Origin of the sequence: Chitinimonas viridis (assembly GCF_030409555.1) — a bacterium.
Taxonomy (GTDB): Bacteria; Pseudomonadota; Gammaproteobacteria; order Burkholderiales; family Chitinimonadaceae; genus Chitinimonas; species Chitinimonas viridis.
This window is the reverse complement of record NZ_JAUFPU010000005.1, coordinates 1-19435: the sequence shown is the minus strand read 5'-3', so window position 1 is coordinate 19435 and position 19435 is coordinate 1. Positions and strand designations below refer to the sequence as shown.

Here is a 19435-nt window from a genome sequence, read left to right as displayed (position 1 = left end):
CGGCGGCTAACTATTCGATATCTGCCTGTGCGCTGTGCGCCACTACCTGTGCTGCCAACTCGTCCAACTGTACCTGTCCCAGCTCCAGGGTGCTGAGGCTGGCCATGCCCAGCTTTGCCCATTCCTCGGTCTGGTTCATGCCGCTATGTTGCTGGTGTATGTACTCGGCCAGTTGCGCCAGCGCCACCAGTCGTCGGCTGGCCGGCGGCAGGCTGATTGCCCCTGACTGCATCAATAAAAAGTCGTGATGGTGGCGGATGGCCAGGCAGATTTCCTCAGGCAGCGACCAGCTTTGGGCCAGCATGCAACCCACAATGGCATGATTGGTGGGGAAGTCTTCGTCTTCTATGGCGGTGAAGCGCTTGTCGGGGTTGGCATTAGCGCGCAGCAAGGTGTCGCGATAGGCGGGGAACTTGCGCATCAGCACTGGCATGCCGCAGTCACGAAACAGGCCGAAGGTATAGGCATCATCGCTGCGTATGCCTTCACGCACACCCAATAGCCCTACCAGATGGCCGGAATATTCGGCAATGCGGGCGGAGGCGTCCCAGAAGCGTTCCAGTGCCGGGCTGGCCGGGAAGGCATTGCGTAGCGCCACCCCGGCGATGGCCTTGCCTGCGATATTGATGCCCAGCATGGTCAGCGCATGGGAGACCGTGCGGGCGCGGACACGGAAGCCAAAAAAAGGCGAATTGGCGGTCTTGATCAGGCCGGCCGACAGGCTGACGTCTTCGCTGACGCACTGGGCGATACGGCCGAAGTCGGGCTCGCCACTGCGCAATTCGCGCGCCAGGATGTCCAGTATGGTGGGCCGTGGCGGTATGCCGATATCCAGCACCGTTCTGGCATAGATTTCTTCCACCGAGGGCGATTGGGTGGTTTCCGTAGTCATGTGTGATCGGTCCCCATCTGACTAGGCTTTCAGCAGGGCGGCTTGATGATCCAGCCAGCCGGTGACGGCATCGGCGCTCATGGGGCGGGCGTGCAGATAACCCTGTATGGCATCGACCCCGGCGTCCTGCAGCGCGCAGGATTGCTGTTCGTTCTCCACGCCTTCTGCCACCACCGTCATGCCCAGCTCGCGTCCCAGTTGGCTGATGGCCTTGACCACGGCGTACACCCGCCTGTCCTCGGGCAGGGGCACCACGAAAGCGCGGTCGAGCTTGAGCTTGCCGGCGGGGATATCCTTGAGCGTAGCGAGGCAGGAGTAACCGGTACCAAAGTCGTCTATGGACAGGCTGACGCCCATGGCGATGGCGGCACGCATATTGGACTGCACCAGTTCGGACACGTCCATGAACAGCGATTCGGTGATTTCCAGCTCGATCAGCCTGGGTTCTACATCGCTGCAGAGCAGGGCCGCATAGAGCGCCTGGGAGAACTTGGGGGCGGTAAGCTGGGCGCGGGAGACATTCACAGCCACCTTGGTGGGCAGGCCCAGGTCGGATAGCCGCTTGGCCTGCATGGCGCCTTGCATCAGGCTCCATTCACCCAGGCGGATGACCAGGCCGGTTTTTTCTGCCACCGGGATGAACTTGACCGGCGGCACCATCTCGCCATTGAGTTCGCAACGCATCAATGCCTCGATGGCCTCTATACGCCCATTGAAGCTGACGATGGGCTGGTAATGCAGGTACAGCCCACCTATCTGCAGAGCGGCATGCAGCTTGTGTTCGACTTCGAGTTCCTCTCTGGCCAGCTTGATGCCCAGGCGGCCTGGTAACTGCTCGTCACCCGACTGCACAACCCGGCCGCCGCCCTGGCGCTTGGCCTCGTGCATGGCATGCTCGGCCCGTTGCAGCAGGCTTTCTGCTTCCTCGGCATATTCCAGCGAGGCCACGCCCACTGAGCAGGTGGGGTAGAGACTCATGGCGCCCACTTCCATGGGCTGCGCAATCAGTTGCAGCAATTCGCTGGCCAGGCTGGCGGCCTCCTCGCAACCGTGGGCGGGGGCAAGCAGCAGAAATTCATCGCTACCCATGCGGGCAATATGGGCACGGTGCTCGTTGCGGCTGCGCAGGCGGTCGCCCATCTTGGCGATGACGGCATCACCACCACCCATGCCCAGTGAGCCATTGATTTTACGGAAGCGGTCCAGGTTGACCCAGATGGCCGACAGCGGCTTTTGATCGCGATGGGCGTGCTCGGTCAGGCGTGCCGCATTGCGCAGGCATCCGTGCCTGTCCAGAAAACCGGTGAGAGGGTCGATGCCAGCAGTATCCAACGTCGCGCGCCCGTTCGTTGTTGTTGATCGCCCTGGCAGTCACGTCCTGGCCGAGTCGGGATGGCACGCGTCGTGGCGGGCTGATCCTGCCCAGTGACACCGCTCAGATACCCCTGCCTGGGTGGTTGCGCAAACCTGCCGTATAGCTTGAGGCCATCGTTTGCACATACAAGCTGAACGGCTAGGCTGGGTTTTGTTGGCGGCGCATTATCAATGCCGGCGGACTTTTTATATCAGGCCTCTTAGCGTCGGCATAAAACCAGCAATAATCAAGTGCTTGCCTGACCGTATGTCCTGTTTTTACAGTGGTAATAATGGCGAGCGGCGTGCGTGCTTGGATTATGCACCGCGATGGTGCGGCGGCATGGTGGATTTCATGAGAAAGCCCGCGCTGGCTGCGTTAGACTCGCCCCCCTTGCACCAGAACTACGGCCCCGGCCAGACAACCATGCGTACGACCCACGACACTCCCTTTACCGCCAAACCCGACACGCTGGACCCTCAGGACTGGGAGGCGGTACGCAGCCTGGGCCACCGCATGGTGGACGATATGGTGGCGTTGCTGGCCGGTGTGGGCGATGGCCCGGTCTGGCAGGCCATGCCGGGTGAGGTGCGAGAGGCATTCAAGACGCCGCTGCCGCGAGAGGCCGGTGATCTGGCGGGTAGCTATGCCGATTTCCAGGCGTTGGTGCAGCCCTATATCGGCGGCAATATCCACCCACGCTTCGTCGGCTGGGTGCATGGCGGCGGCAACCCGGTGGGCATGCTGGCCGAGTTGCTGGCCGGTGGGCTCAACGCCAATCTGGGTGGGCGGGATCACGCCCCGGTGGAGGTGGAGCGGCAGGTCATACGCTGGTCTGCCGAGATGCTGGGCTTTCCATCCACCGCCAGCGGTGTCCTGGTTACCGGTACTTCGCTGGCCAATCTGATCGCCGTGTTGGTCGCACGCACCCGCGCCCTGGGTGGGGCCGTACGCCAGGACGGTCTGCAGGGGTGTCCCCTGGTGGCCTATGCCTCGACTGAGGCACATAACTGCGTATCGCGGGCGATGGATATGGCCGGCCTGGGTACGGCCGCCCTGCGGCTGATACCGTGCGATGCACAGCATAGGATGGATATGGATGCACTGGCCGCAGCCGTGACCCATGACCAGGCTCAGGGTCTGCAGCCCTTTATGCTGGTGGGTAGTGCGGGTACGGTGGATACCGGCGCCATTGATGATCTGATGGCATTGTCACGCTTCAGCCGCCTGCATGGCTTGTGGTTCCATGTCGATGCCGCCTTTGGTGCGCTGGCCATGCTGTCGGCCCAGAAGCGGCCCCTGCTGGCCGGTATCAGCGAAGCCGATTCGGTGGCGTTTGATTTCCATAAATGGGCACAGGTGCCCTATGACGCGGGTTGCATACTGGTACGGGATGCCGACCTGCATGCGGCCACCTTTGCTACCCAGCCCGCCTATCTGCGGCGGGAGGAGCGGGGCCTGGCTGCAGGCCGGCCCTGGCCAACCGATTTCGGCCCTGATCTGTCACGTGGCTTCCGGGCGCTCAAGGTATGGATGACCATCAAGGTCTATGGTGCAGACAAGCTGGGTGCCGTGATAGACCGCAGTTGTGAACTGGCGCAGCAACTGGCGCGGCGGGTGGCGGCCGAGCCCGAACTGGAGATGCTGGCGCCCGTGGCGCTCAACGTGGTGTGCTTCCGTTTCCGGGCCGCCGCAGCCGACCTGGACCAACTGAATGCCGACATTGTGGCCGATCTGCAGGAAGATGGACTGGCTGTGCCCTCCACCACCATGATCAACGGCCAACTGGCTATACGGGTGGCCTTGGTGAATCATCGTACCAGCGAGGCGGACTTGGCCTTGCTGGTGGATGGCCTACTGGCCGCAGGCCGTCGTCGCACGGCGGCTAATCCGCAAATGAACTCGCAAGGAATATGATGGCAAACCGACTCAGCAAGATCGTGACGCGTACCGGCGATGATGGCAGTACCGGTCTGGGTGATGGTAGCCGGGTATCCAAAGCCAGCCACCGCATCCATGTAATGGGTGAGATAGACGAACTCAACAGCCATCTGGGCGTGGCCCTGGCCGAGAACCTGCCTGATACCTTGCGCAACAGCCTGGTGCGGGTACAGCACGATCTGTTCGATCTTGGCGGCGAGGTCTGCATACCGGGCCGCATTGCCCTGCAGGAGGTGCATTTGGCACGGCTGGAGGCCGATGTGGAAACGTTCAATAGCGCCCTGATGCCCCTGAAGGAATTCATATTGCCCGGCGGCTGCCGTGCAGCGGCCGCGCTGCATGTAGCCCGTACGGTCTGCCGCCGCGCCGAGCGTGCGCTGGTGGCACTGGCCGTGAACGAATCGGTATCGACACTGGCGCCGCAATATCTCAATCGCCTGTCAGACCTGCTGTTCGTGCTGGCACGCAGCGCCAACAAGGCCGCAGGCCAAGCCGATGTGTGCTGGCAACCTGGATTGAACGCAGCATGAATTACACGCTACGCGCGGCAACGCCGCAAGACACGGTATCACTGGCCGCACTGGCCATACAGGTATGGCTCGATACCTATGCTTTTGACGGGGTCAACCCCGCCATTGCCCGCTATGTGCTGGATACCTACACGGCAGCGCACTTTGAGCAGGTGCTGGCCCACCCGCTGCGGCGGGTGTTGGTGGTCGAAGCCCAAGGCTACCTGCTGGGTTACTTGAAGCTGAGTATGGCAACGCCCTGCCCGCAAGCCGAAGGCGGGTCGGTGGAACTGGAAACGCTCTATCTCTCACGCCATTTCAAGCGGCAAGGCTTGGGCTCGGCCCTGTTGCAGGCGGCCGATAGCCTGCTGCCCGAGCTGGGTGGTGCCGGGATGTGGCTCCGGGTTTACCACGGCAATGCCGATGCGCTGAGTTTCTATGCGGCACGCGGTTTTACCGCCCTGGGCAAGACGGTGTTCGAGCTGGATGGCGAGCAGCACGAGAACATCGTGCTCTACCGCAGTCTGCAACCCAGCCGGCAGGATGGGGGCTGATGGTGGATTGGCAAGGATTGTCCGGCCTGCTGTTCGATATGGACTGGCTGTTCCTGGTCGGAACGGCGGCGTTCAGTGTCTCGGGCTACCTGATAGGCGTGAAGAAACGTTTCGACCTGCTGGGTGTGCTGATCGTCGCCCTGCTCACGGCTATAGGCGGCGGGGTGATACGCGACATCCTCCTCAATCGCATACCGGTCATCTTCTTTGATGCCAGCTCCGTCTGGGTCATCACCGCCACCTTGCTGGTGAGCTGGGCCATGAGCCTGCACAAGGTCTATGGCGTGGGCATGTACCGGGTGTTTATCGTGGCCGACTCCATCGGCCTGATTGCCTTCAGTCTGGCGGGAGCCGAGCTGGGCATCCATTACGGCCTCAATTTCTTTGGCGTGCTATTCGTGGGTTTTGTCACTGCCATAGGCGGCGGCATCGTGCGCGACATGATGGTCAACGACGTGCCCTTCATCCTGCACAAGGATGTCTACGGCACCGTGTCCATGCTGGTGGCTGGCCTGCTCTACGCCGCCAACAGCCTGGGCTGGAAGGGCGCCGCCGTCATCTGGAGCCTGTTTGCCCTGGGCCTGGCCATCAGGCTGATTGCCCATTGGCGCGATTTCCGGCTGCCGCAGGTGTAGGGGTGATGGCATTTTTTATCAGCTGCCTATGGACCTGATGTTGAACGGTGTTCTGCCGTAGCAGGTTGCAGGCTGGTAAAATAACCCGATGTTGATACTGCCCCCCGATTTCGACGCCGCCCGCGACTGGCTCGCGCATAGGCTCGATACCGTCAGGCTGCCGGCAGGTGGTGATGTACACACTGACGATGACACCACGCCCGCAGCGGTGCTGGTGCCCATAGTCATGCATACTGCTGGCCCCACTGTGCTGTTCACCAAGCGAACTGAGAAGCTGGCCAAGCATGCCGGCCAGATCAGTTTTCCGGGGGGGCGCATGGAGTTGGGTGAAACCCCGGAAGCGGCTGCCCTGCGCGAGACCGAGGAAGAGGTCGGTATCGCTGTCGGGCTGATGCAGCCGGTAGGGCGCCTGGCCCAGTACACCACGATTACCCGCTACCGGGTGACCCCGGTGGTGGGGCTACTGGCACCGGGTTTTGAAATGCGCCTGCAAGCCGATGAGGTGGACGAGGCGTTTGAAGTGCCGCTGGCTTTTTTGCTGGACAAGGCCAATTACACCGAGCGGGTGTTGAATTTCCCGGAGCGGCGGGCGGTGACCTACGCGCTCAACTGGGAAGGCAAGATCATCTGGGGGGCGACCGCAGGGATGCTGATGACCTTGTATCGGACCTTGCTGGATGAACCCCCTGTCACCCCCTAGCTTTATGGCTGGGGTTTCGTTTTTGTTTGTTTTATTTGAAGAGTTGAAGAGAACACCATGAGCGCAGCCAATACTGTACTTACCACCCAGCGCCTGACGCTCGAACCTCTTACCGCTGCGCATGCCGCCTCGCTATACGATGGCTTTGGTGATGCCAGCCTGTTCAGCTTTGTGCCACAGAACCCGCCTGCCTCACTGGAGGCGTTGACCGCACGCTATCAGCGGCTGGAAAGCCGCAGTTCGCCCGATGGCGCCGAATGGTGGCTGAACTGGGCGGTGCGCCTGACCGATGGCGAGTATGTTGGCCTGGTGGAGGCGACGGTGGATGAAGACAATGTGGCCAGCATGGGCTGGTTCATCTTCACCCCGCACCAGCGCAAGGGCTATGCAGCCGAAGCTGTGGCCAAGCTGCGCGAGCACCTGATGGGCCCGTTCATGGCCGAGGAATTCAAGATATTCATTGATACCCGCAACAAGGCCTCCATTGCCCTGGTGGAAGCGCTGGGCTTCAAGCGCGAGGCCTTGCTGCCCAATGCCGACAACTTCAAGGGCAGTAAGAGCGATGAATACCGCTACAGCTTCAAGCCGGCTGCGGCCAAGGCCAGCAGCGGTGCAAAAAAGGCCAAGCGATGAACGAGGATGTGGTTGTCGCCTATACCGATGGCGCCTGCAAGGGTAACCCTGGCCCCGGTGGCTGGGGGGCGCTGCTGGTCTACAAGGGCCAGGAGAAAGAGGTATTCGGCGGCGAGCGCGATACAACCAACAACCGCATGGAGCTGATGGCCGTCATCATGGCGCTGGAAACCCTGAAGCGGCCATGCAAGGTCAAGGTCTGGCTGGATTCTCAGTATGTGAAGAACGGCATCGAGACCTGGATACACGGCTGGAAGCGCAATGGCTGGAAGACCGCCGACAAGAAGCCGGTCAAGAACGCCGAGCTATGGCAGCGGCTGGATATCGCCCGCAACCAGCATCAGGTCGAGTGGGCCTGGGTGAAGGGCCATGCTGGCCATGCCGGTAACGAAAGGGCAGACAGCCTGGCCAATCGCGGGGTCGACTCCCTGCGTTGATCGCATGCCCGGCACAGCGGCGTGGCGCCCGCGCGGTGCGGCTGTACGGGTCTGCCCGCGCCAGTCTAGCGTCGAGCCTTTGAGCACACCTCACCAGCTAGCCTACCAACCAACACGCATCAAGGAAGCCCCATGGCCACGCTTTGCATACAGATACAGCCTGATCGCATTGCAGACTTCGATCACCCCGCCGTGGTGGCGGCCTGCGAAGCTATGCGGGTACACAAGCCGCTGATCAGTGGTTTTCAGCGTGAAGAAGGGGACGACGATGGCCCTTACGTGAACCTGATGTTCGAGACTGAACAGCCTGGCCGTGTCTGGCCCCTGCTGGAAACCGCGTTCTACGGTGCCGGTGCCCTGGGCGATGCTTTGCGCGCCACCTCCATGGCCATGTGCACGGGTGAGGAGGGGTGGGAGGACTACCTGTTGCTTTACCATTACGACGATAACCTGCCGCTGGATACCCTGCCGCTGGACTGAACAAAGGAACACCCCGTGCGCCAGATTATTCTTGATACCGAAACCACCGGCCTACGGGTGGAAGACGGTAACCGCATATTGGAAATCGCCGCAGTCGAGATGGTGAACCGCAAACTGTCGCCGCCAGACCGCCACCTGCACCGCTATATCAACCCCGGCCGCGACAGCGAGGAAGGGGCGCTGAATGTGCACGGCCTGACCACCAGTTTTCTGGCCGACAAGCCCAAGTTCGCTGATATCGCCCAGGAGTTCATCGAGTTCGTGCGCGATGCCGAGTTGATTATCCATAACGCCCCGTTTGACGTGGGGTTTCTCAATATGGAACTGGGCAAGCTGGGTCTGGGCAAGATCACCGATTACGTCAGCGGCATCATCGATACGCTGAAAGAGGCCAAGGAGCTGTTCCCCGGCAAGCGCAACAATCTGGACGCCTTGTGCGATCGCTATGAGGTGGACAGAAGCGCCCGTACCTTGCACGGCGCTCTGATCGACTGCGAGCTGCTGAGCGAAGTCTATCTGTGCATGACGCGTGGTCAGGACAGCCTGCTGATGGACTTTGTCGCTGCCGATGACGCCGGCTCGGCCCAGGAGGCCGCATTGGGGCTGGCCAAGGTGGCCCGTGGCCCGCTCCGGGTACGCGCAGCTACCGCGGCCGAGCTGGCCGAACATGCAGCCTATCTGGACGGGCTGGACAAAGCGGTCAAGGGCAGCTGCCTGTGGCGTACCCTGGAGCCCAAGCCGGAAGCGGCCGCATGAGCCGCTACGTCGCCCTACTGCCCGCTGCGGGTGCTGGCAGCCGTATGGCATCCAGTGTGCCCAAGCAATACCTGGCCTTGTTGGGCGAACCGTTGCTGCTGCATACCTTGCGGGCCATGCTGGCGGTGGCCGAGCTGGACAAGGTGGTACTGGTGCTGTCTGCAGACGACAGCTGGTTCGAGCCGGACTGGGTGGTGGATATGCCCCGCTTGACCGTGCTGCGTTGCGGTGGCGCCAGCCGCGCCGAGACCGTGCGCAATGGCTTGCAGGCGCTGGCTGGCGAGTTGGCGGCAGACGACTGGGTGCTGGTACATGATGCAGCCCGACCCTGCATCGACCCCGCCGATGTGGCCCGCCTGATCACCACCCTGGGTGATGACAGCGTGGGAGGCCTGCTGGCCGTGCCGGTGGCCGATACCCTCAAACGTGCCGATGCGGCCTGCCGGGTAGCCGCCACGGTGCCACGTGATGGTCTGTGGCGCGCCCAGACACCCCAGATGTTCCGCCATGGCGCGCTGTGCCGGGCCTTGGCTGAGGGCGCCTGCGAGGCGATTACCGACGAGGCCAGCGCCATTGAGGCTGCAGGCATGTCGCCCAGCCTGGTCATGGGCGACGAGCGCAATATCAAGGTGACCTATCCGCAGGATCTAGCGCTGGCCGCGCTATACCTGCAAGCAAGGACGACACGATGAGCATACGTATAGGCCAGGGCTGGGACGTGCACCGCCTGGTGGCGGGGCGGCCACTGATACTGGGTGGCGTGACCATTCCCTTCGACAAGGGGCTGCTGGGGCATTCAGATGCCGATGCCTTGCTGCACGCGATTACCGACGCCATCCTGGGTGCTGCGGGCCTGGGCGATATCGGCCGGCATTTTCCCGACACGGATGCCAGCTTCAAGGGGGCCGATAGCCGTGCCTTGCTGCGCGAGGCCTATCGCCGGGTGCAGGCTGCAGGCTGGCAGTTGGGCAATGTCGATGCCTCCATCCTGGTGCAGGCACCCAAGATGGCACCGCATATCCCGGCCATGGTGGCCAATATCGCGGCCGACCTGGGGGTGGCGCAAGGGCAGATCAACGTCAAGGCCAAAACCTATGAAAAGCTGGGTCCTGTGGGTGCGGGCGACAGCATAGAGGCGCAGGCTATCTGCCTGCTGCACCAGGCCTGAATCGACCACAGACTGGCGCTTGGTAGCAACGGTGCTGCCTGTTACGGCTTATATTCTGCTGCTGTGATGCCGGCTATGCCGGCGACTGATGCACAATAGGACGTCGGTACAAGTGTCGCCCATCGGAGGTGATCCCGCCCCTGGGCGGCCTGTCGTACCGGCTAGCCCGAGCCGCCCATGAATCGCACCCTCGCCTGTGCCTGTCTTGCCCTCAGTATGTCGCTAGTGGGGAGCTATGTCGCCCTCTCCAAGCCTTTGACGACCGTGTTCCCCGTCTTTCTGCTTGCCTGGCTGCGTTTTGGCATCGGCGGCCTTGCCATGCTGCATTGGCTCAGGAAACCAGCAGACGAACCGGCCATGACCTCCCACACCCGCTGGCTGCTGTTCCTGGAGTCATTTGTCGGCAACTTCCTGTTCTCACTTTGCATGCTGTTTGGTGTCAGCATGACCAGCGCAGTCTCGGCCGGCGTTATCATGGCGGCCATCCCCGCTGTGGTGGCACTGATGAGCTGGGTTTTCCTGGGCGAGCGCATCAGCCTGCGCATCTGGCTGGCGATAGCCTGTGCAGCCCTGGGCATAGGGCTGCTGGCACTGGCTAAGCCGGCACATGCGGTGACTGCCAGCCAGCATGGCCAGGGCTGGCTGGGCAACCTGCTGGTACTGGGCGCCGTGCTGTGCGAAGCAGCCTATGCCGTTATCGGCAAGAAACTGACAGGCAGCCTGGGGCCGCGCCGCATCAGCGCCTTGATCAATCTCTGGGGCTTTGTACTGATGACGCCCATGGGCTTCTATGTTGCCTTGCAGTTTGATTTTGCCGGGGTGGCAGGCCCTACCTGGGTGCTGCTGGTGTTCTACGCCTTGGCCGCCAGTGTCTGGACCGTCTGGCTATGGATGACGGGGCTCAAGGCGATTCCCGCCAGTGAGGGCGGTGTATTTGCCGTGATGCTGCCGGTTTCGGCTGCCCTGGTGGGGGTGTGGTGGCTGGGCGAGCAACTGGGTGGCATGCAGTTGCTGGCTTTTGGCTTTGCCCTGTTGGGCGTGATACTGGCAACCGTGCCGGCCCGGCTCCTGGGCCTGGGCGGTGCTGATAAGACGGAGAAGGCTGTATGTCCCCCCTGATTTCCGTAACAGAACTATTGGCGCTGCAAGGGCGCGCCAAGGTGGTGCTGGTGGATTGCCGGCACGACCTGATGAATCCGCAGGCCGGTCGTGAGGCCTATGCCCTGGGCCATCTGCCGGGTGCAGTGTTTGCCCATCTGGACGCAGACCTGTCTGGCAGCAAGACCGGTAGCAACGGCCGCCATCCGCTGCCAGATCCTGCAGCGCTGGCTGACCGGCTGGGGCAACTGGGCATAGGTGGTGACAGCCACGTGGTGGCCTACGATGCCCACGGCGGCCCCTATGCCGCCAGGTTGTGGTGGCTGCTGCGCTGGCTGGGGCATGAGACGGTGCAGGTGCTCGATGGTGGCCTGCCCGCTTGGCTGGCCGCAGGCGGCGGCATGGACAGCAGCGTGCCTGCCTTGCCGGCACAGCAGCTCAGTGCCAGGGTGCAGGATGGCTGGATAGTTGACGTTGATACCGTGCTGGCCAACCTGGATAGGGGCGACTTCACCGTGGTCGATGCACGCGCACCAGGTCGATATGCCGGCGAGGGCGAGACCATAGACCCGGTGGCAGGCCATATCCCTGGGGCGCTGAATCGCTTCTTTCAGCTTAATCTGCAGGCTGACGGCTGTTTCAAGCCGGCAGGTGAGTTGCGCGCCGAATGGCAGGCTTTGCTGGCCGGGCAGGATGCGCACGATACGGTGCAGCAATGTGGTTCCGGCGTCACGGCCTGCCACAATCTGCTGGCGCTGGAAGTGGCGGGTTTACCTGGCGCACGGCTGTATCCCGGTTCCTGGAGCGAATGGTGCAGCAGCCCGGATAGGCCGGTTGCTGTCGGCGCTGAATAAATGCCAAAGGGCCTCAGAGCCTGTTCAAGGTCTTTTTGTCTCGCGCCTTGCCCTTCATCCGGCAGGGCTGCGAGCCCTGCGGGCCGCGACACGGTGAAAAGACTTTGAGCAAGCTCTAAGTGTGGCATCAGGGGGGTAACTGGCGGTGCAAGATTACGCGAGCTTGAAAAACCTGTGGGAAGGATTCTGCTTGCGGTTCTGGGTACGGTGCTTCTGGATTCGATACACCGCGAGAGAGGGCCGGGGCGAGATTTTAAGTAATTGATTATTATCGTAAAGTGGCCAGCGGTTGGCGGCGGGAGTGGTGTGGCGAGTTAGACTGGCGCAACGGGGAGGCTAGCCAATCAAAGCCTGCAGATGAGCGATTGCATCTACCCTGGGTTAGTCTTGTGAGCGCGCTGCAATTGGCTGTTGCATCCAGCCAGCCTGTAGTGTCGCTAGCGCCTGAAGCGGCTGGCAACTGGCGCCAGCCCGGCTATGCTGTCTGAGTTGTTACACACTAGCGAGAAAAGGGGGCGGCCATGAGCAAAACAGACAGGATAGACCCGCTGGCGGGGCTGATCGCGCAGGAGATAAGCCCGGCGCAGAAGGCAGACCGCTGGGCTGGCCGCTTGCTGAAACTGACGTTGCTGCTGGTGTTTGCGGGCATTGCCTTGTTTATCCTGGTGCTGCTGGTCAATGTCGGGGTGCTGTCCGAGTCGCTGCTGGCGCCCGTGCTGCCATATTGGTCCTGGTTGGCGGGGGCGACACTGGCGACGGTGCTGGCGACCCTGATCACCGGTCTGCTCAAGATGAGCTACGAGATGACAGAGCAGTGACAGCAGTCGCTTCGAGCCGGGTTACAGCCTGTGATGAATTCAGATCGTTGAATACCAGAATGCAGCCCTAGTGAGGGTTGCCGGCCTGCTCGCCTGGTGTTGGCTGACTGGCGGGCAATGCCGCACCCCGCGCGCCACGCGCCGCACCCCGTAAAACTGCTGCCAAGCCGGCAGGTGCTGGTTATAGTGGTGGCCTTGCCGCCCAGGTTTGCCGCCATGTCTATCGCACGACCGCTGGACCCCGCCGAGTCCCTGTTCTGGATGCTGGATCGGGTGTCGTCCATGAACTTTGCCGTCTACGCCGAGGGGCAGACGGTGCTGGAAGAAGAGGCCTTGCGGGCGGCGCTACAGGCTGTCCAGGCGGCTCATCCTCTGCTCAATGTGGCCATCCATCTTGATATGGCAGAGCAGCTGCAATTTGTACCCCAGGCAGGCGCGGTGGGGCTGGACATCAGCCATCCGGCGGATGACGGCAGGCAGGCGCTGGCGCGGTGGGTGGTGCAACCCTTCGACCTCGATAGCGCCCCCTTGTGGCGGGTGCTATGGCAGCGTTGGCCTGACGGGCGCTGGCGCTTGGCACTGCTGTTCCACCATAGCGTGGCGGATGGCCGTTCTGGCCTGGCATTGCTGCTTGAATTGCTGGCCTTGGCGGTCAAGCGGCAGACCACTGCGCCATCCAGGCTGCCGGCAATGCCGCTGCACGCATGCTATCCCGCCGCATGGCAGGACCAAGCGGGAGAGGCGGCGGCGCAGGCGATCAAGGCTGCGCGCAAGGCCGAGTTCGGGCCGCTGGGCAAACCGGCTGAACTGCCGGGTTACGATGGTCATTCAAACCAGGCGCTGCAGCCTGCTACGCATGTGCTGCAACTGGATGTGACTGAGTTGGACTGCCTGCAGCACCGGGCGCGGGCGGCGGCCACCACCGTGCATGGCGCCATCTGCGCGGCACAACTGCAGGCCTTGTACGGGCGTTTTGCTGATGGAGATGCCCATACCCTGGCATTGACCAGCCCGGTGGATCTGCGCAGCCAGCTGGCCCATCGGCTGGCGGCGGATACCCCGGCCTTTGGCGTGACCTTGCTGACCAGCCGCGCCCGCGTGGCTTCGGGCCTGGATTTCTGGACCCTGGCGCGCACATTGTCGGCCGACCTCAAGCATTGCCTGCAGCGTGGTGACGGGCATCTGCTCTACCGCTTGATGCCTGGCGCCGCACGCCTTGGCGCGGGGGAGCAAGGGCAGCTACGGTTTACCGAATTACTGGCGGCCAGCCCACAGACCAGCTTGGTCAGCAATGTTGGCAGGCTGGCGCTGGCGGGGGATTACCCGCTGGCGCTCGATGATGTGGGCTTTGTGCTGTTCCCCATGCCGAATCAACCCCTGTTCACCGCCGTGACCACCCATGCCGGCAGGCTGGGTTTGAACATCAACTACGACGGCAGCCGCTGGCAGGCCGATGCCTTGGCGGTGGTCCTGCGGGATATGGAGACCTGGTTGCGGCAGGCCTGTCACTAGCCAGCAGGTGCCGGGTTGCGCGCGGTGTTGTCTGTTGCCCAGCTGTTGTGCTGTGGCTGTACGGCTGGCTCCAGTGTCTGCCTGGTGTCACCCCTTGCGGGGTTTTCTGTATGGCGTGTCTGCAACAGGAAGTCACCATGTGGCCCTGTGTGTGCTGTCTGTCACGGTCCTGTCATGCTCCGGTATTAGCGTGCTGCGTCTTCTTCCCGATCAGGACGCGCCCCATGTCGCACCTCAACAAACACGACGAGCTGGTCAGCAATGGCTCGGATAATCCCAGCCTGTCGCAATTGATCGATGCCCATCTGAGCCGCCGTACCGTGCTGGCCGGCGGCGCCAGCCTGTCGGCGGCGGGCCTGTTCGCCGGACTGTTACCCATGCAGGCGCAGGCGGCCAAGCCCGTGCTGCCGGCCATGCCGCGCAAGGCCACGGCCCTGGGTTTCCAATCCGTGCCGTTCTCGAACGCTGACAAGGTGGTGGTACCCGATGGCTACACGGCAGAAGTGCTCTATGCCTGGGGTGACCCCGTCGGCATCAAGGGCAATATGCCGGCTTTCAAGCACGATGCCAGCAACAGTGCGGCAGAGCAGGGGGTGCAGGCCGGCATGCACCATGATGGCATGCACTTCTTTCCGTTGCCCATGGGCTCGCGGGCAGCCAAGCATGGCCTGCTGTGCATGAATCACGAGTACATTGATCCGGGTTTGCTGACGACTGACGGCAACAAGCAGATGACCGAAGAGAAGTACAAGAAGGCGTTGGCGGCGGTAGGGGCATCGGTGATTGAGGTGGCCAAGCAGAAAGACGGCAGCTGGCAGGTGGTGCGTCCTTCCCGCTATGCCCGCCGCATCACGCTGGAGACGCCGATGGCGCTGCAGGGGCCGGCCGCTGGCCATCCGCTGATGCAGACCCAGGACGACCCCACAGGGCGTGAAGTGCTGGGTACCTTTAACAACTGCGCCAATGGCTGGACGCCTTGGGGTACCTATCTGACCTGCGAAGAGAACTTCGACGCTGCTTTCTGTGATTTCAGCCAGAAGCAGGATCACGATTTCAACAAGACCCGCTATGGCGTGCAGGACGAAGAAAAGCTCTACAAGTGGGCCGATATCGACCTGCGCTGGGACAGGCAGATCAATCGCAACGAGATCAACCGCTTTGGCTGGGTGGTAGAGATCGACCCCTATGATCCCGCTTCCAAGCCGGTGAAGCGTACCGCCCTGGGGCGCATCAAGCACGAAGGGGCGACGCCTGCACTGGCCAAGGATGGCCGGGTGGTGATCTATATGGGTGATGACCAGCGCTTCGAGTACATCTACAAGTTTGTCAGTGCCAAGGCCTGGAACCCCAAGAACCGCAAGGCCAACCGCGATCTGCTGGACGAAGGCACGCTGTATGTGGCCCGCTTCAACGAGGATGGCAGCGGCAGCTGGCTGGAACTGACCCAGGGCAAGAACGGCCTGACGGCCGACAAGGGCTTCGCCAGCCAGGGTGAGCTGTTGATCAAGACCCGCCTGGCGGCTGATCTGGTGGGTGCCACCAAGATGGACAGGCCGGAATGGATATCGGTCAACCCGCACAAGGCGGGTGAGGTCTACTGCACGCTCACCAACAACAACCAGCGCGGCGCGGAGGGCAAGCCTGGAGTGGATGCCGCGAATCCACGCAAGAACAACCTGTTCGGCCAGATCATCCGCTGGCAGGAGCGCGACGGCGATGTGGCCGCAGCAGATTTCAAGTGGGATATCTTCGCCATGGGTGGCCGGCCTGATGCGGCAGCCGAAGAGCACAAGAACCACAAGCAGCTGGGCGATCTGTTTGGCAGCCCCGATGGCCTGGCCTTCTCAGATAGCGGCATCCTCTGGATACAGACCGACATCAGCACCAGCATACTGAACCAGAAGGAATATGCGGGCATGGGCAACAACATGATGCTGGCCGCGCTGCCCGAGACTGGCGAGGTTCGGCGCTTCCTGACCGGCCCGAATGGCAGTGAGATCACCGGTATCAGTTTCACTCCCGATCAAACCACGCTGTTCATCAATATCCAGCATCCTGGCGAACCGGCCAGCGAAGTGTCGGATCCTGCCAAGCCGACGGCGGTTTCTGCCTGGCCCGATGCCAATCCAGCAGGCCGGCCACGCTCGGCAACCGTGGTGGTGCGTAAGCTCGATGGCGGTGTAATCGGCCTGTAGCTTGTGTAACACGCCGACAGGACGGCATGGACAAAAAGGCCGGTGATGAGACCGGCCTTTTTGCGTCCAGCGGCCCAGCGAGGAGATCAGGAAGTCAGTGGTTCCACATGGATAGTGACTTGGCAGCGGTTCAGCTCAGCCATGATGGCCGCCTCCAGGGTGTCGCAGAGCGCATGGCTATCGGCCACGGTCATTGCGGGTGCCACCAGCAGCTTGAATTCGACAAAGCGCCGATTGCCTGCCTTGCGGGTGCGCAGGCCGGTGTAACGCAGGCCAGGGGCGAGTTGCTGCTCCAGTATCCGTCGTATGCTGCCCTGCTCTTCGGCGGGCAGGGCGGCGTCCATCAGGCCGTCGGCCGATCGGCGCAGCAGGTCGGCGCCGGTACGGACAATGTTGGCGGCCACCACGATGGCGATCAGGGGGTCCAGCCACCACCAGCTCGGCGGCAGCACCAGCAGCAGGCAAAGCGCGGCTACAACGCCGGCCGAGGTCCAGACATCGGTCAGCAGGTGCTTGGCATCGGCTTCGAGCACGATGCTGTCGTGCTTGCGTGCGTAGCCCAGCATCAGCCAGGCCAGCCCACCATTGATGGCGCTGGCCACCAACGAAATCAGCATGCCCATGCCCAGTTGTGCCACTGGCGCGGGATGCAGCAGCCGCTGCACGGCTTCGTAAGCGATGGCCAAAGCGGCGACGAAGATCAAACCACCTTCCAGACCGCTGGCAAAGTATTCGGCTTTTTCGTGCCCGAAAGGGTGGCCTGGGTCGGCGGGCTGGGCGGCGATGGTCAGCGCCACGAGCGCTGCGATAGCGGCGGCCAGATTGACGAAAGACTCCATGGCATCGGAGTACAGACCGACCGAGCCGGTCAGATGGTAGGCCCAGAATTTCAGCCCCAGGGTAAGGCAGGCCGCCGCGATGGAGAGCATGGCCAGGTGGCGGGGTTGCAGGCCGGATGGTGCGGGGTGCGGGCTGGACATGATCAGTGCGTGATGTAGGGGAGTTGAACAAGGACTTGCTGCCCTGCCGCCATGACGGCCTGGCTCAGCCGCTGTGCGGCTTCGGGTTCCAGCCGCCAATGCTGCCAGTACAGCATCACCCGTTGGCGCTGCGCGGGGGCGAGTTCGACCAGCTCGGCCTCATGGGCCAGGTTTGGCAACTGCAATACCGGCACAAAACCATAGCCCAGCCCCAGCCGTATGGCAGACAGGAAAGCCTCTGGCGAGGGTAGCAGATGGCGCGGAAACTGGGCTGCCGTTACGCCAAAATGCTGCTCGATAAAATGGGCGTGCAGGCTGTCCTTGCGATTGAAACTGATGGCGGGGGCCTGCTGCCAGCACAGGCCCTGTAAACCGTGGGGGAACCATTGCGCGGCAAAGCAGCGGGTGGCCACGCAGGCATACTCCATCATGCCCAGGGGTTCTGCCACGCCCCCGGCCAGTGGTGTGGCCAGGGCCGTGATGCAGCCGCTGACTTCACCGCGCTGCAACCAGCTGTGTGTGTAGTTTTCGTCATCGAGCATCACCTCCAGCAGCAGGCTTTGGCGCGCGCACGCTGGCTGTACGCCAGGCAGAAACCAGGTGGCCAGGCTGTCGGCGTTTACCGCCACGCTGAGGCTGATGTTGCGGCCCGGCGCCGGACGTAGCTGATCGGCCACGGCTGCCTCCATCAGGCGTAGCTGGCGTATGTGCCGCAGCAGGGTATGGCCGGCCGCCGTGGGCTGTGGCGGCGATGTGCGTATCAGCAGGGCGCAGCCCAGGGTCTGCTCCAAGGTGCGCAGGCGCTGCGAGATGGCGCTTTGTGATAGGTGGAGGTGTTGGGCTGCGCGCTCGAAGCCGCCTTCATCGAGTATTGTCGGGTGCCAAGGTTAGTGAAAAATGGCTCATTGATTCATAAGGCGTTTTTCACTATCTCTGACACGCTTTCATGACCCCTGTGTCACAGTTACCGCAAAGATCCGAATCCCGTGCCACAGTAAATGAAAAATTCTTGGTCGCAACCGGCAAACCCTTGCTAGAACTGGGTCTCAATTTAGCAGATCGCATCCCCGACAACGTCACTCGGTGATTGCTTTTTACGCAAACAGCCAAGCCCCCATCGTACTGGCACTCGTGGACGCCTCGCTGATCGGATTTGACCAGCGGGTAGCTCATGGCAAGGTTTCTATTCGGGCTACCCTTGTTACGCACTCTCGTGGCGCGCCCCCCAAACACAATCCCCCGTGACGCGCTGAAGCAGCTCCCCGCACTGGCAATACAATTCATCGACCGCCGTTTCGCCCACGCTATAGCCCGTGAGCTGATAGCCACGGCCACAGTGCCGGCATGCCCGTTCACGTGTATCGCCAGACGGTGTATAGCCAGCCTGCAGCACACGCTGCATGCGCTCGACGGCCCAGAGCAGGGCAGCCATTTCCGGTATGGTGATGGCCACATCGCCGCCACTGAGTGGCGGTTTGCACCAAGCCTGCAATCGACTCATCTCGATTTCCCAACCCGCAAAGCGGGCAGCCAGCATCAGCTCATGCGCGGTCAGCCCCGTATCAATCAGCATCTGCCGTCCGCTGCGGGTCCGGATATCGCCTTTGGCTTTACCAGTAATGGCTTCCGCTAACCGGCAGGTCACAAACCGGCCACTGGTACGGACCCGAAATCTGGGCGCGGGCTGCCACACCGAGGAAGTTGCAAAAGAAGACATACAGGAAGCAATGGGGAAGGGGTTAGACAAGCAGACGTATTTTTACGTGATCGCACATCGCCCCCACCATCGATACAGCGGTTGCCCCGAAACCCGCACCCAGCCTCATTCCTGCTGCTTTGCAGCAAATCTATCAATAACAATGACTTGCCACCATTCACCCGCCTCGGGTAGAGTGCCGCCCTTTCGTCGCCAGCCAGAA

21 protein-coding genes are annotated in these 19435 nt (G+C 62.2%); 16 read left to right on the top strand and 5 right to left on the bottom strand.

Features of this window, described 5'->3' with window-relative positions:
- Positions 1–10: 10 nt before the first annotated feature.
- Both QWZ03_RS07015 and QWZ03_RS07010 read right to left on the bottom strand, forming a co-directional pair.
- Positions 11–892: an HDOD domain-containing protein gene (locus QWZ03_RS07015; RefSeq protein ID WP_290332074.1), complete on the bottom strand. Its 882-nt coding sequence runs from the start codon at positions 890–892 to the stop codon at positions 11–13.
- A 21-nt stretch (positions 893–913) separates the two neighbouring features.
- Entirely contained in the window at positions 914–2224 is a 1311-nt protein-coding gene (locus QWZ03_RS07010) for a putative bifunctional diguanylate cyclase/phosphodiesterase (protein ID WP_290332073.1), read from the bottom strand.
- A 448-nt stretch (positions 2225–2672) separates the two neighbouring features.
- Between QWZ03_RS07010 and QWZ03_RS07005 the strand changes: the two genes are divergently transcribed.
- The 16 genes from QWZ03_RS07005 (at position 2673) to QWZ03_RS06930 (ending at position 16536) form a co-directional block, all read left to right on the top strand.
- Entirely contained in the window at positions 2673–4163 is a 1491-nt protein-coding gene (locus QWZ03_RS07005; RefSeq protein ID WP_290332072.1) for a pyridoxal phosphate-dependent decarboxylase family protein, read from the top strand.
- Complete coding sequence (locus tag QWZ03_RS07000) at positions 4160–4717, top strand: cob(I)yrinic acid a,c-diamide adenosyltransferase (protein WP_284194617.1); 558 nt, start codon at positions 4160–4162, stop codon at positions 4715–4717. Before QWZ03_RS07005 ends, QWZ03_RS07000 begins: the two co-directional genes overlap by 4 nt.
- Positions 4714–5250 carry a GNAT family N-acetyltransferase gene (locus QWZ03_RS06995; RefSeq protein ID WP_284194616.1) on the top strand — a complete coding sequence of 179 codons (537 nt, stop codon included), beginning with the start codon at positions 4714–4716 and terminating at the stop codon, positions 5248–5250. The genes QWZ03_RS07000 and QWZ03_RS06995 overlap by 4 nt, the downstream gene beginning before the upstream one ends.
- The gene (locus QWZ03_RS06990; RefSeq protein ID WP_290332071.1) at positions 5250–5885 is read left to right on the top strand and encodes a trimeric intracellular cation channel family protein; all 636 of its coding nucleotides are present in this window, start codon (positions 5250–5252) and stop codon (positions 5883–5885) included. Before QWZ03_RS06995 ends, QWZ03_RS06990 begins: the two co-directional genes overlap by 1 nt.
- 88 nt (positions 5886–5973) lie before the next feature.
- Entirely contained in the window at positions 5974–6585 is a 612-nt protein-coding gene (locus QWZ03_RS06985) for an NUDIX hydrolase (protein ID WP_290332070.1), read from the top strand.
- A 57-nt stretch (positions 6586–6642) separates the two neighbouring features.
- The gene (locus QWZ03_RS06980; RefSeq protein ID WP_290332069.1) at positions 6643–7218 is read left to right on the top strand and encodes a GNAT family N-acetyltransferase; all 576 of its coding nucleotides are present in this window, start codon (positions 6643–6645) and stop codon (positions 7216–7218) included.
- Positions 7215–7655 (top strand): ribonuclease HI, encoded by a 441-nt coding sequence (gene rnhA, locus QWZ03_RS06975; protein WP_284194612.1) that lies wholly within the window; start codon positions 7215–7217, stop codon positions 7653–7655. The genes QWZ03_RS06980 and rnhA overlap by 4 nt, the downstream gene beginning before the upstream one ends.
- 132 nt (positions 7656–7787) lie before the next feature.
- Positions 7788–8135, top strand: a complete 348-nt coding sequence (locus QWZ03_RS06970) for a hypothetical protein (protein ID WP_290332068.1) — start codon at positions 7788–7790, stop codon at positions 8133–8135.
- A gap of 15 nt (positions 8136–8150) precedes the next feature.
- Positions 8151–8891, top strand: coding sequence for a DNA polymerase III subunit epsilon (gene dnaQ / locus QWZ03_RS06965; RefSeq protein ID WP_290332067.1), 741 nt, complete (start codon positions 8151–8153; stop codon positions 8889–8891).
- Positions 8888–9583, top strand: coding sequence for a 2-C-methyl-D-erythritol 4-phosphate cytidylyltransferase (gene ispD / locus QWZ03_RS06960; protein ID WP_290332066.1), 696 nt, complete (start codon positions 8888–8890; stop codon positions 9581–9583). The genes dnaQ and ispD overlap by 4 nt, the downstream gene beginning before the upstream one ends.
- Positions 9580–10059 carry a 2-C-methyl-D-erythritol 2,4-cyclodiphosphate synthase gene (gene ispF / locus QWZ03_RS06955; RefSeq protein ID WP_290332065.1) on the top strand — a complete coding sequence of 160 codons (480 nt, stop codon included), beginning with the start codon at positions 9580–9582 and terminating at the stop codon, positions 10057–10059. Before ispD ends, ispF begins: the two co-directional genes overlap by 4 nt.
- 177 nt (positions 10060–10236) lie before the next feature.
- Positions 10237–11178, top strand: coding sequence for a DMT family transporter (locus QWZ03_RS06950; RefSeq protein WP_290332064.1), 942 nt, complete (start codon positions 10237–10239; stop codon positions 11176–11178).
- On the top strand, positions 11166–12011 hold the full coding sequence (locus QWZ03_RS06945; protein WP_290332063.1) for a sulfurtransferase: 846 nt from the start codon (positions 11166–11168) through the stop codon (positions 12009–12011). Before QWZ03_RS06950 ends, QWZ03_RS06945 begins: the two co-directional genes overlap by 13 nt.
- A 521-nt stretch (positions 12012–12532) precedes the next feature.
- Positions 12533–12829, top strand: a complete 297-nt coding sequence (locus QWZ03_RS06940) for a hypothetical protein (RefSeq protein ID WP_290332062.1) — start codon at positions 12533–12535, stop codon at positions 12827–12829.
- A 216-nt stretch (positions 12830–13045) separates the two neighbouring features.
- Positions 13046–14341: a condensation domain-containing protein gene (locus QWZ03_RS06935; RefSeq protein WP_290332061.1), complete on the top strand. Its 1296-nt coding sequence runs from the start codon at positions 13046–13048 to the stop codon at positions 14339–14341.
- A gap of 224 nt (positions 14342–14565) precedes the next feature.
- Positions 14566–16536 (top strand): PhoX family protein, encoded by a 1971-nt coding sequence (locus QWZ03_RS06930; protein ID WP_290332060.1) that lies wholly within the window; start codon positions 14566–14568, stop codon positions 16534–16536.
- A gap of 86 nt (positions 16537–16622) precedes the next feature.
- Here QWZ03_RS06930 and QWZ03_RS06925 read toward each other — a convergent pair whose 3' ends face one another.
- The 3 genes from QWZ03_RS06925 to QWZ03_RS06915 form a co-directional block, all read right to left on the bottom strand.
- A complete protein-coding gene (locus QWZ03_RS06925) occupies positions 16623–17516 on the bottom strand; it encodes a cation diffusion facilitator family transporter (protein ID WP_290332059.1) in 894 nt (297 codons plus the stop codon).
- Between the two features lie 2 nt (positions 17517–17518).
- Positions 17519–18388, bottom strand: coding sequence for a LysR family transcriptional regulator ArgP (locus QWZ03_RS06920; RefSeq protein WP_290332230.1), 870 nt, complete (start codon positions 18386–18388; stop codon positions 17519–17521).
- A 329-nt stretch (positions 18389–18717) separates the two neighbouring features.
- Entirely contained in the window at positions 18718–19089 is a 372-nt protein-coding gene (locus QWZ03_RS06915; protein ID WP_290332058.1) for a hypothetical protein, read from the bottom strand.
- Positions 19090–19435: the final 346 nt, after the last annotated feature.

Excerpts from the sequence above, each read along its gene's own strand:
- QWZ03_RS07015 (WP_290332074.1), bottom strand. The coding sequence starts at position 892 with ATGACTACGGAAACCACCCAATCGCCCTCGGTGGAAGAAATCTATGCC.
- QWZ03_RS06985 (WP_290332070.1), top strand. The coding sequence starts at position 5,974 with ATGTTGATACTGCCCCCCGATTTCGACGCCGCCCGCGACTGGCTCGCG.
- QWZ03_RS06970 (WP_290332068.1), top strand. The coding sequence starts at position 7,788 with ATGGCCACGCTTTGCATACAGATACAGCCTGATCGCATTGCAGACTTC.
- QWZ03_RS06995 (WP_284194616.1), top strand. The coding sequence starts at position 4,714 with ATGAATTACACGCTACGCGCGGCAACGCCGCAAGACACGGTATCACTG.
- QWZ03_RS06945 (WP_290332063.1), top strand. The coding sequence starts at position 11,166 with ATGTCCCCCCTGATTTCCGTAACAGAACTATTGGCGCTGCAAGGGCGC.
- ispD (WP_290332066.1), top strand. The coding sequence starts at position 8,888 with ATGAGCCGCTACGTCGCCCTACTGCCCGCTGCGGGTGCTGGCAGCCGT.
- rnhA (WP_284194612.1), top strand. The coding sequence starts at position 7,215 with ATGAACGAGGATGTGGTTGTCGCCTATACCGATGGCGCCTGCAAGGGT.
- QWZ03_RS06935 (WP_290332061.1), top strand. The coding sequence starts at position 13,046 with ATGTCTATCGCACGACCGCTGGACCCCGCCGAGTCCCTGTTCTGGATG.
- QWZ03_RS06925 (WP_290332059.1), bottom strand. The coding sequence starts at position 17,516 with ATGTCCAGCCCGCACCCCGCACCATCCGGCCTGCAACCCCGCCACCTG.
- QWZ03_RS07005 (WP_290332072.1), top strand. The coding sequence starts at position 2,673 with ATGCGTACGACCCACGACACTCCCTTTACCGCCAAACCCGACACGCTG.
- QWZ03_RS06930 (WP_290332060.1), top strand. The coding sequence starts at position 14,566 with ATGTCGCACCTCAACAAACACGACGAGCTGGTCAGCAATGGCTCGGAT.
- QWZ03_RS06980 (WP_290332069.1), top strand. The coding sequence starts at position 6,643 with ATGAGCGCAGCCAATACTGTACTTACCACCCAGCGCCTGACGCTCGAA.
- ispF (WP_290332065.1), top strand. The coding sequence starts at position 9,580 with ATGAGCATACGTATAGGCCAGGGCTGGGACGTGCACCGCCTGGTGGCG.
- QWZ03_RS06915 (WP_290332058.1), bottom strand. The coding sequence starts at position 19,089 with ATGCTGATTGATACGGGGCTGACCGCGCATGAGCTGATGCTGGCTGCC.
- QWZ03_RS06940 (WP_290332062.1), top strand. The coding sequence starts at position 12,533 with ATGAGCAAAACAGACAGGATAGACCCGCTGGCGGGGCTGATCGCGCAG.
- QWZ03_RS06950 (WP_290332064.1), top strand. The coding sequence starts at position 10,237 with ATGAATCGCACCCTCGCCTGTGCCTGTCTTGCCCTCAGTATGTCGCTA.
- QWZ03_RS07000 (WP_284194617.1), top strand. The coding sequence starts at position 4,160 with ATGATGGCAAACCGACTCAGCAAGATCGTGACGCGTACCGGCGATGAT.
- QWZ03_RS06990 (WP_290332071.1), top strand. The coding sequence starts at position 5,250 with ATGGTGGATTGGCAAGGATTGTCCGGCCTGCTGTTCGATATGGACTGG.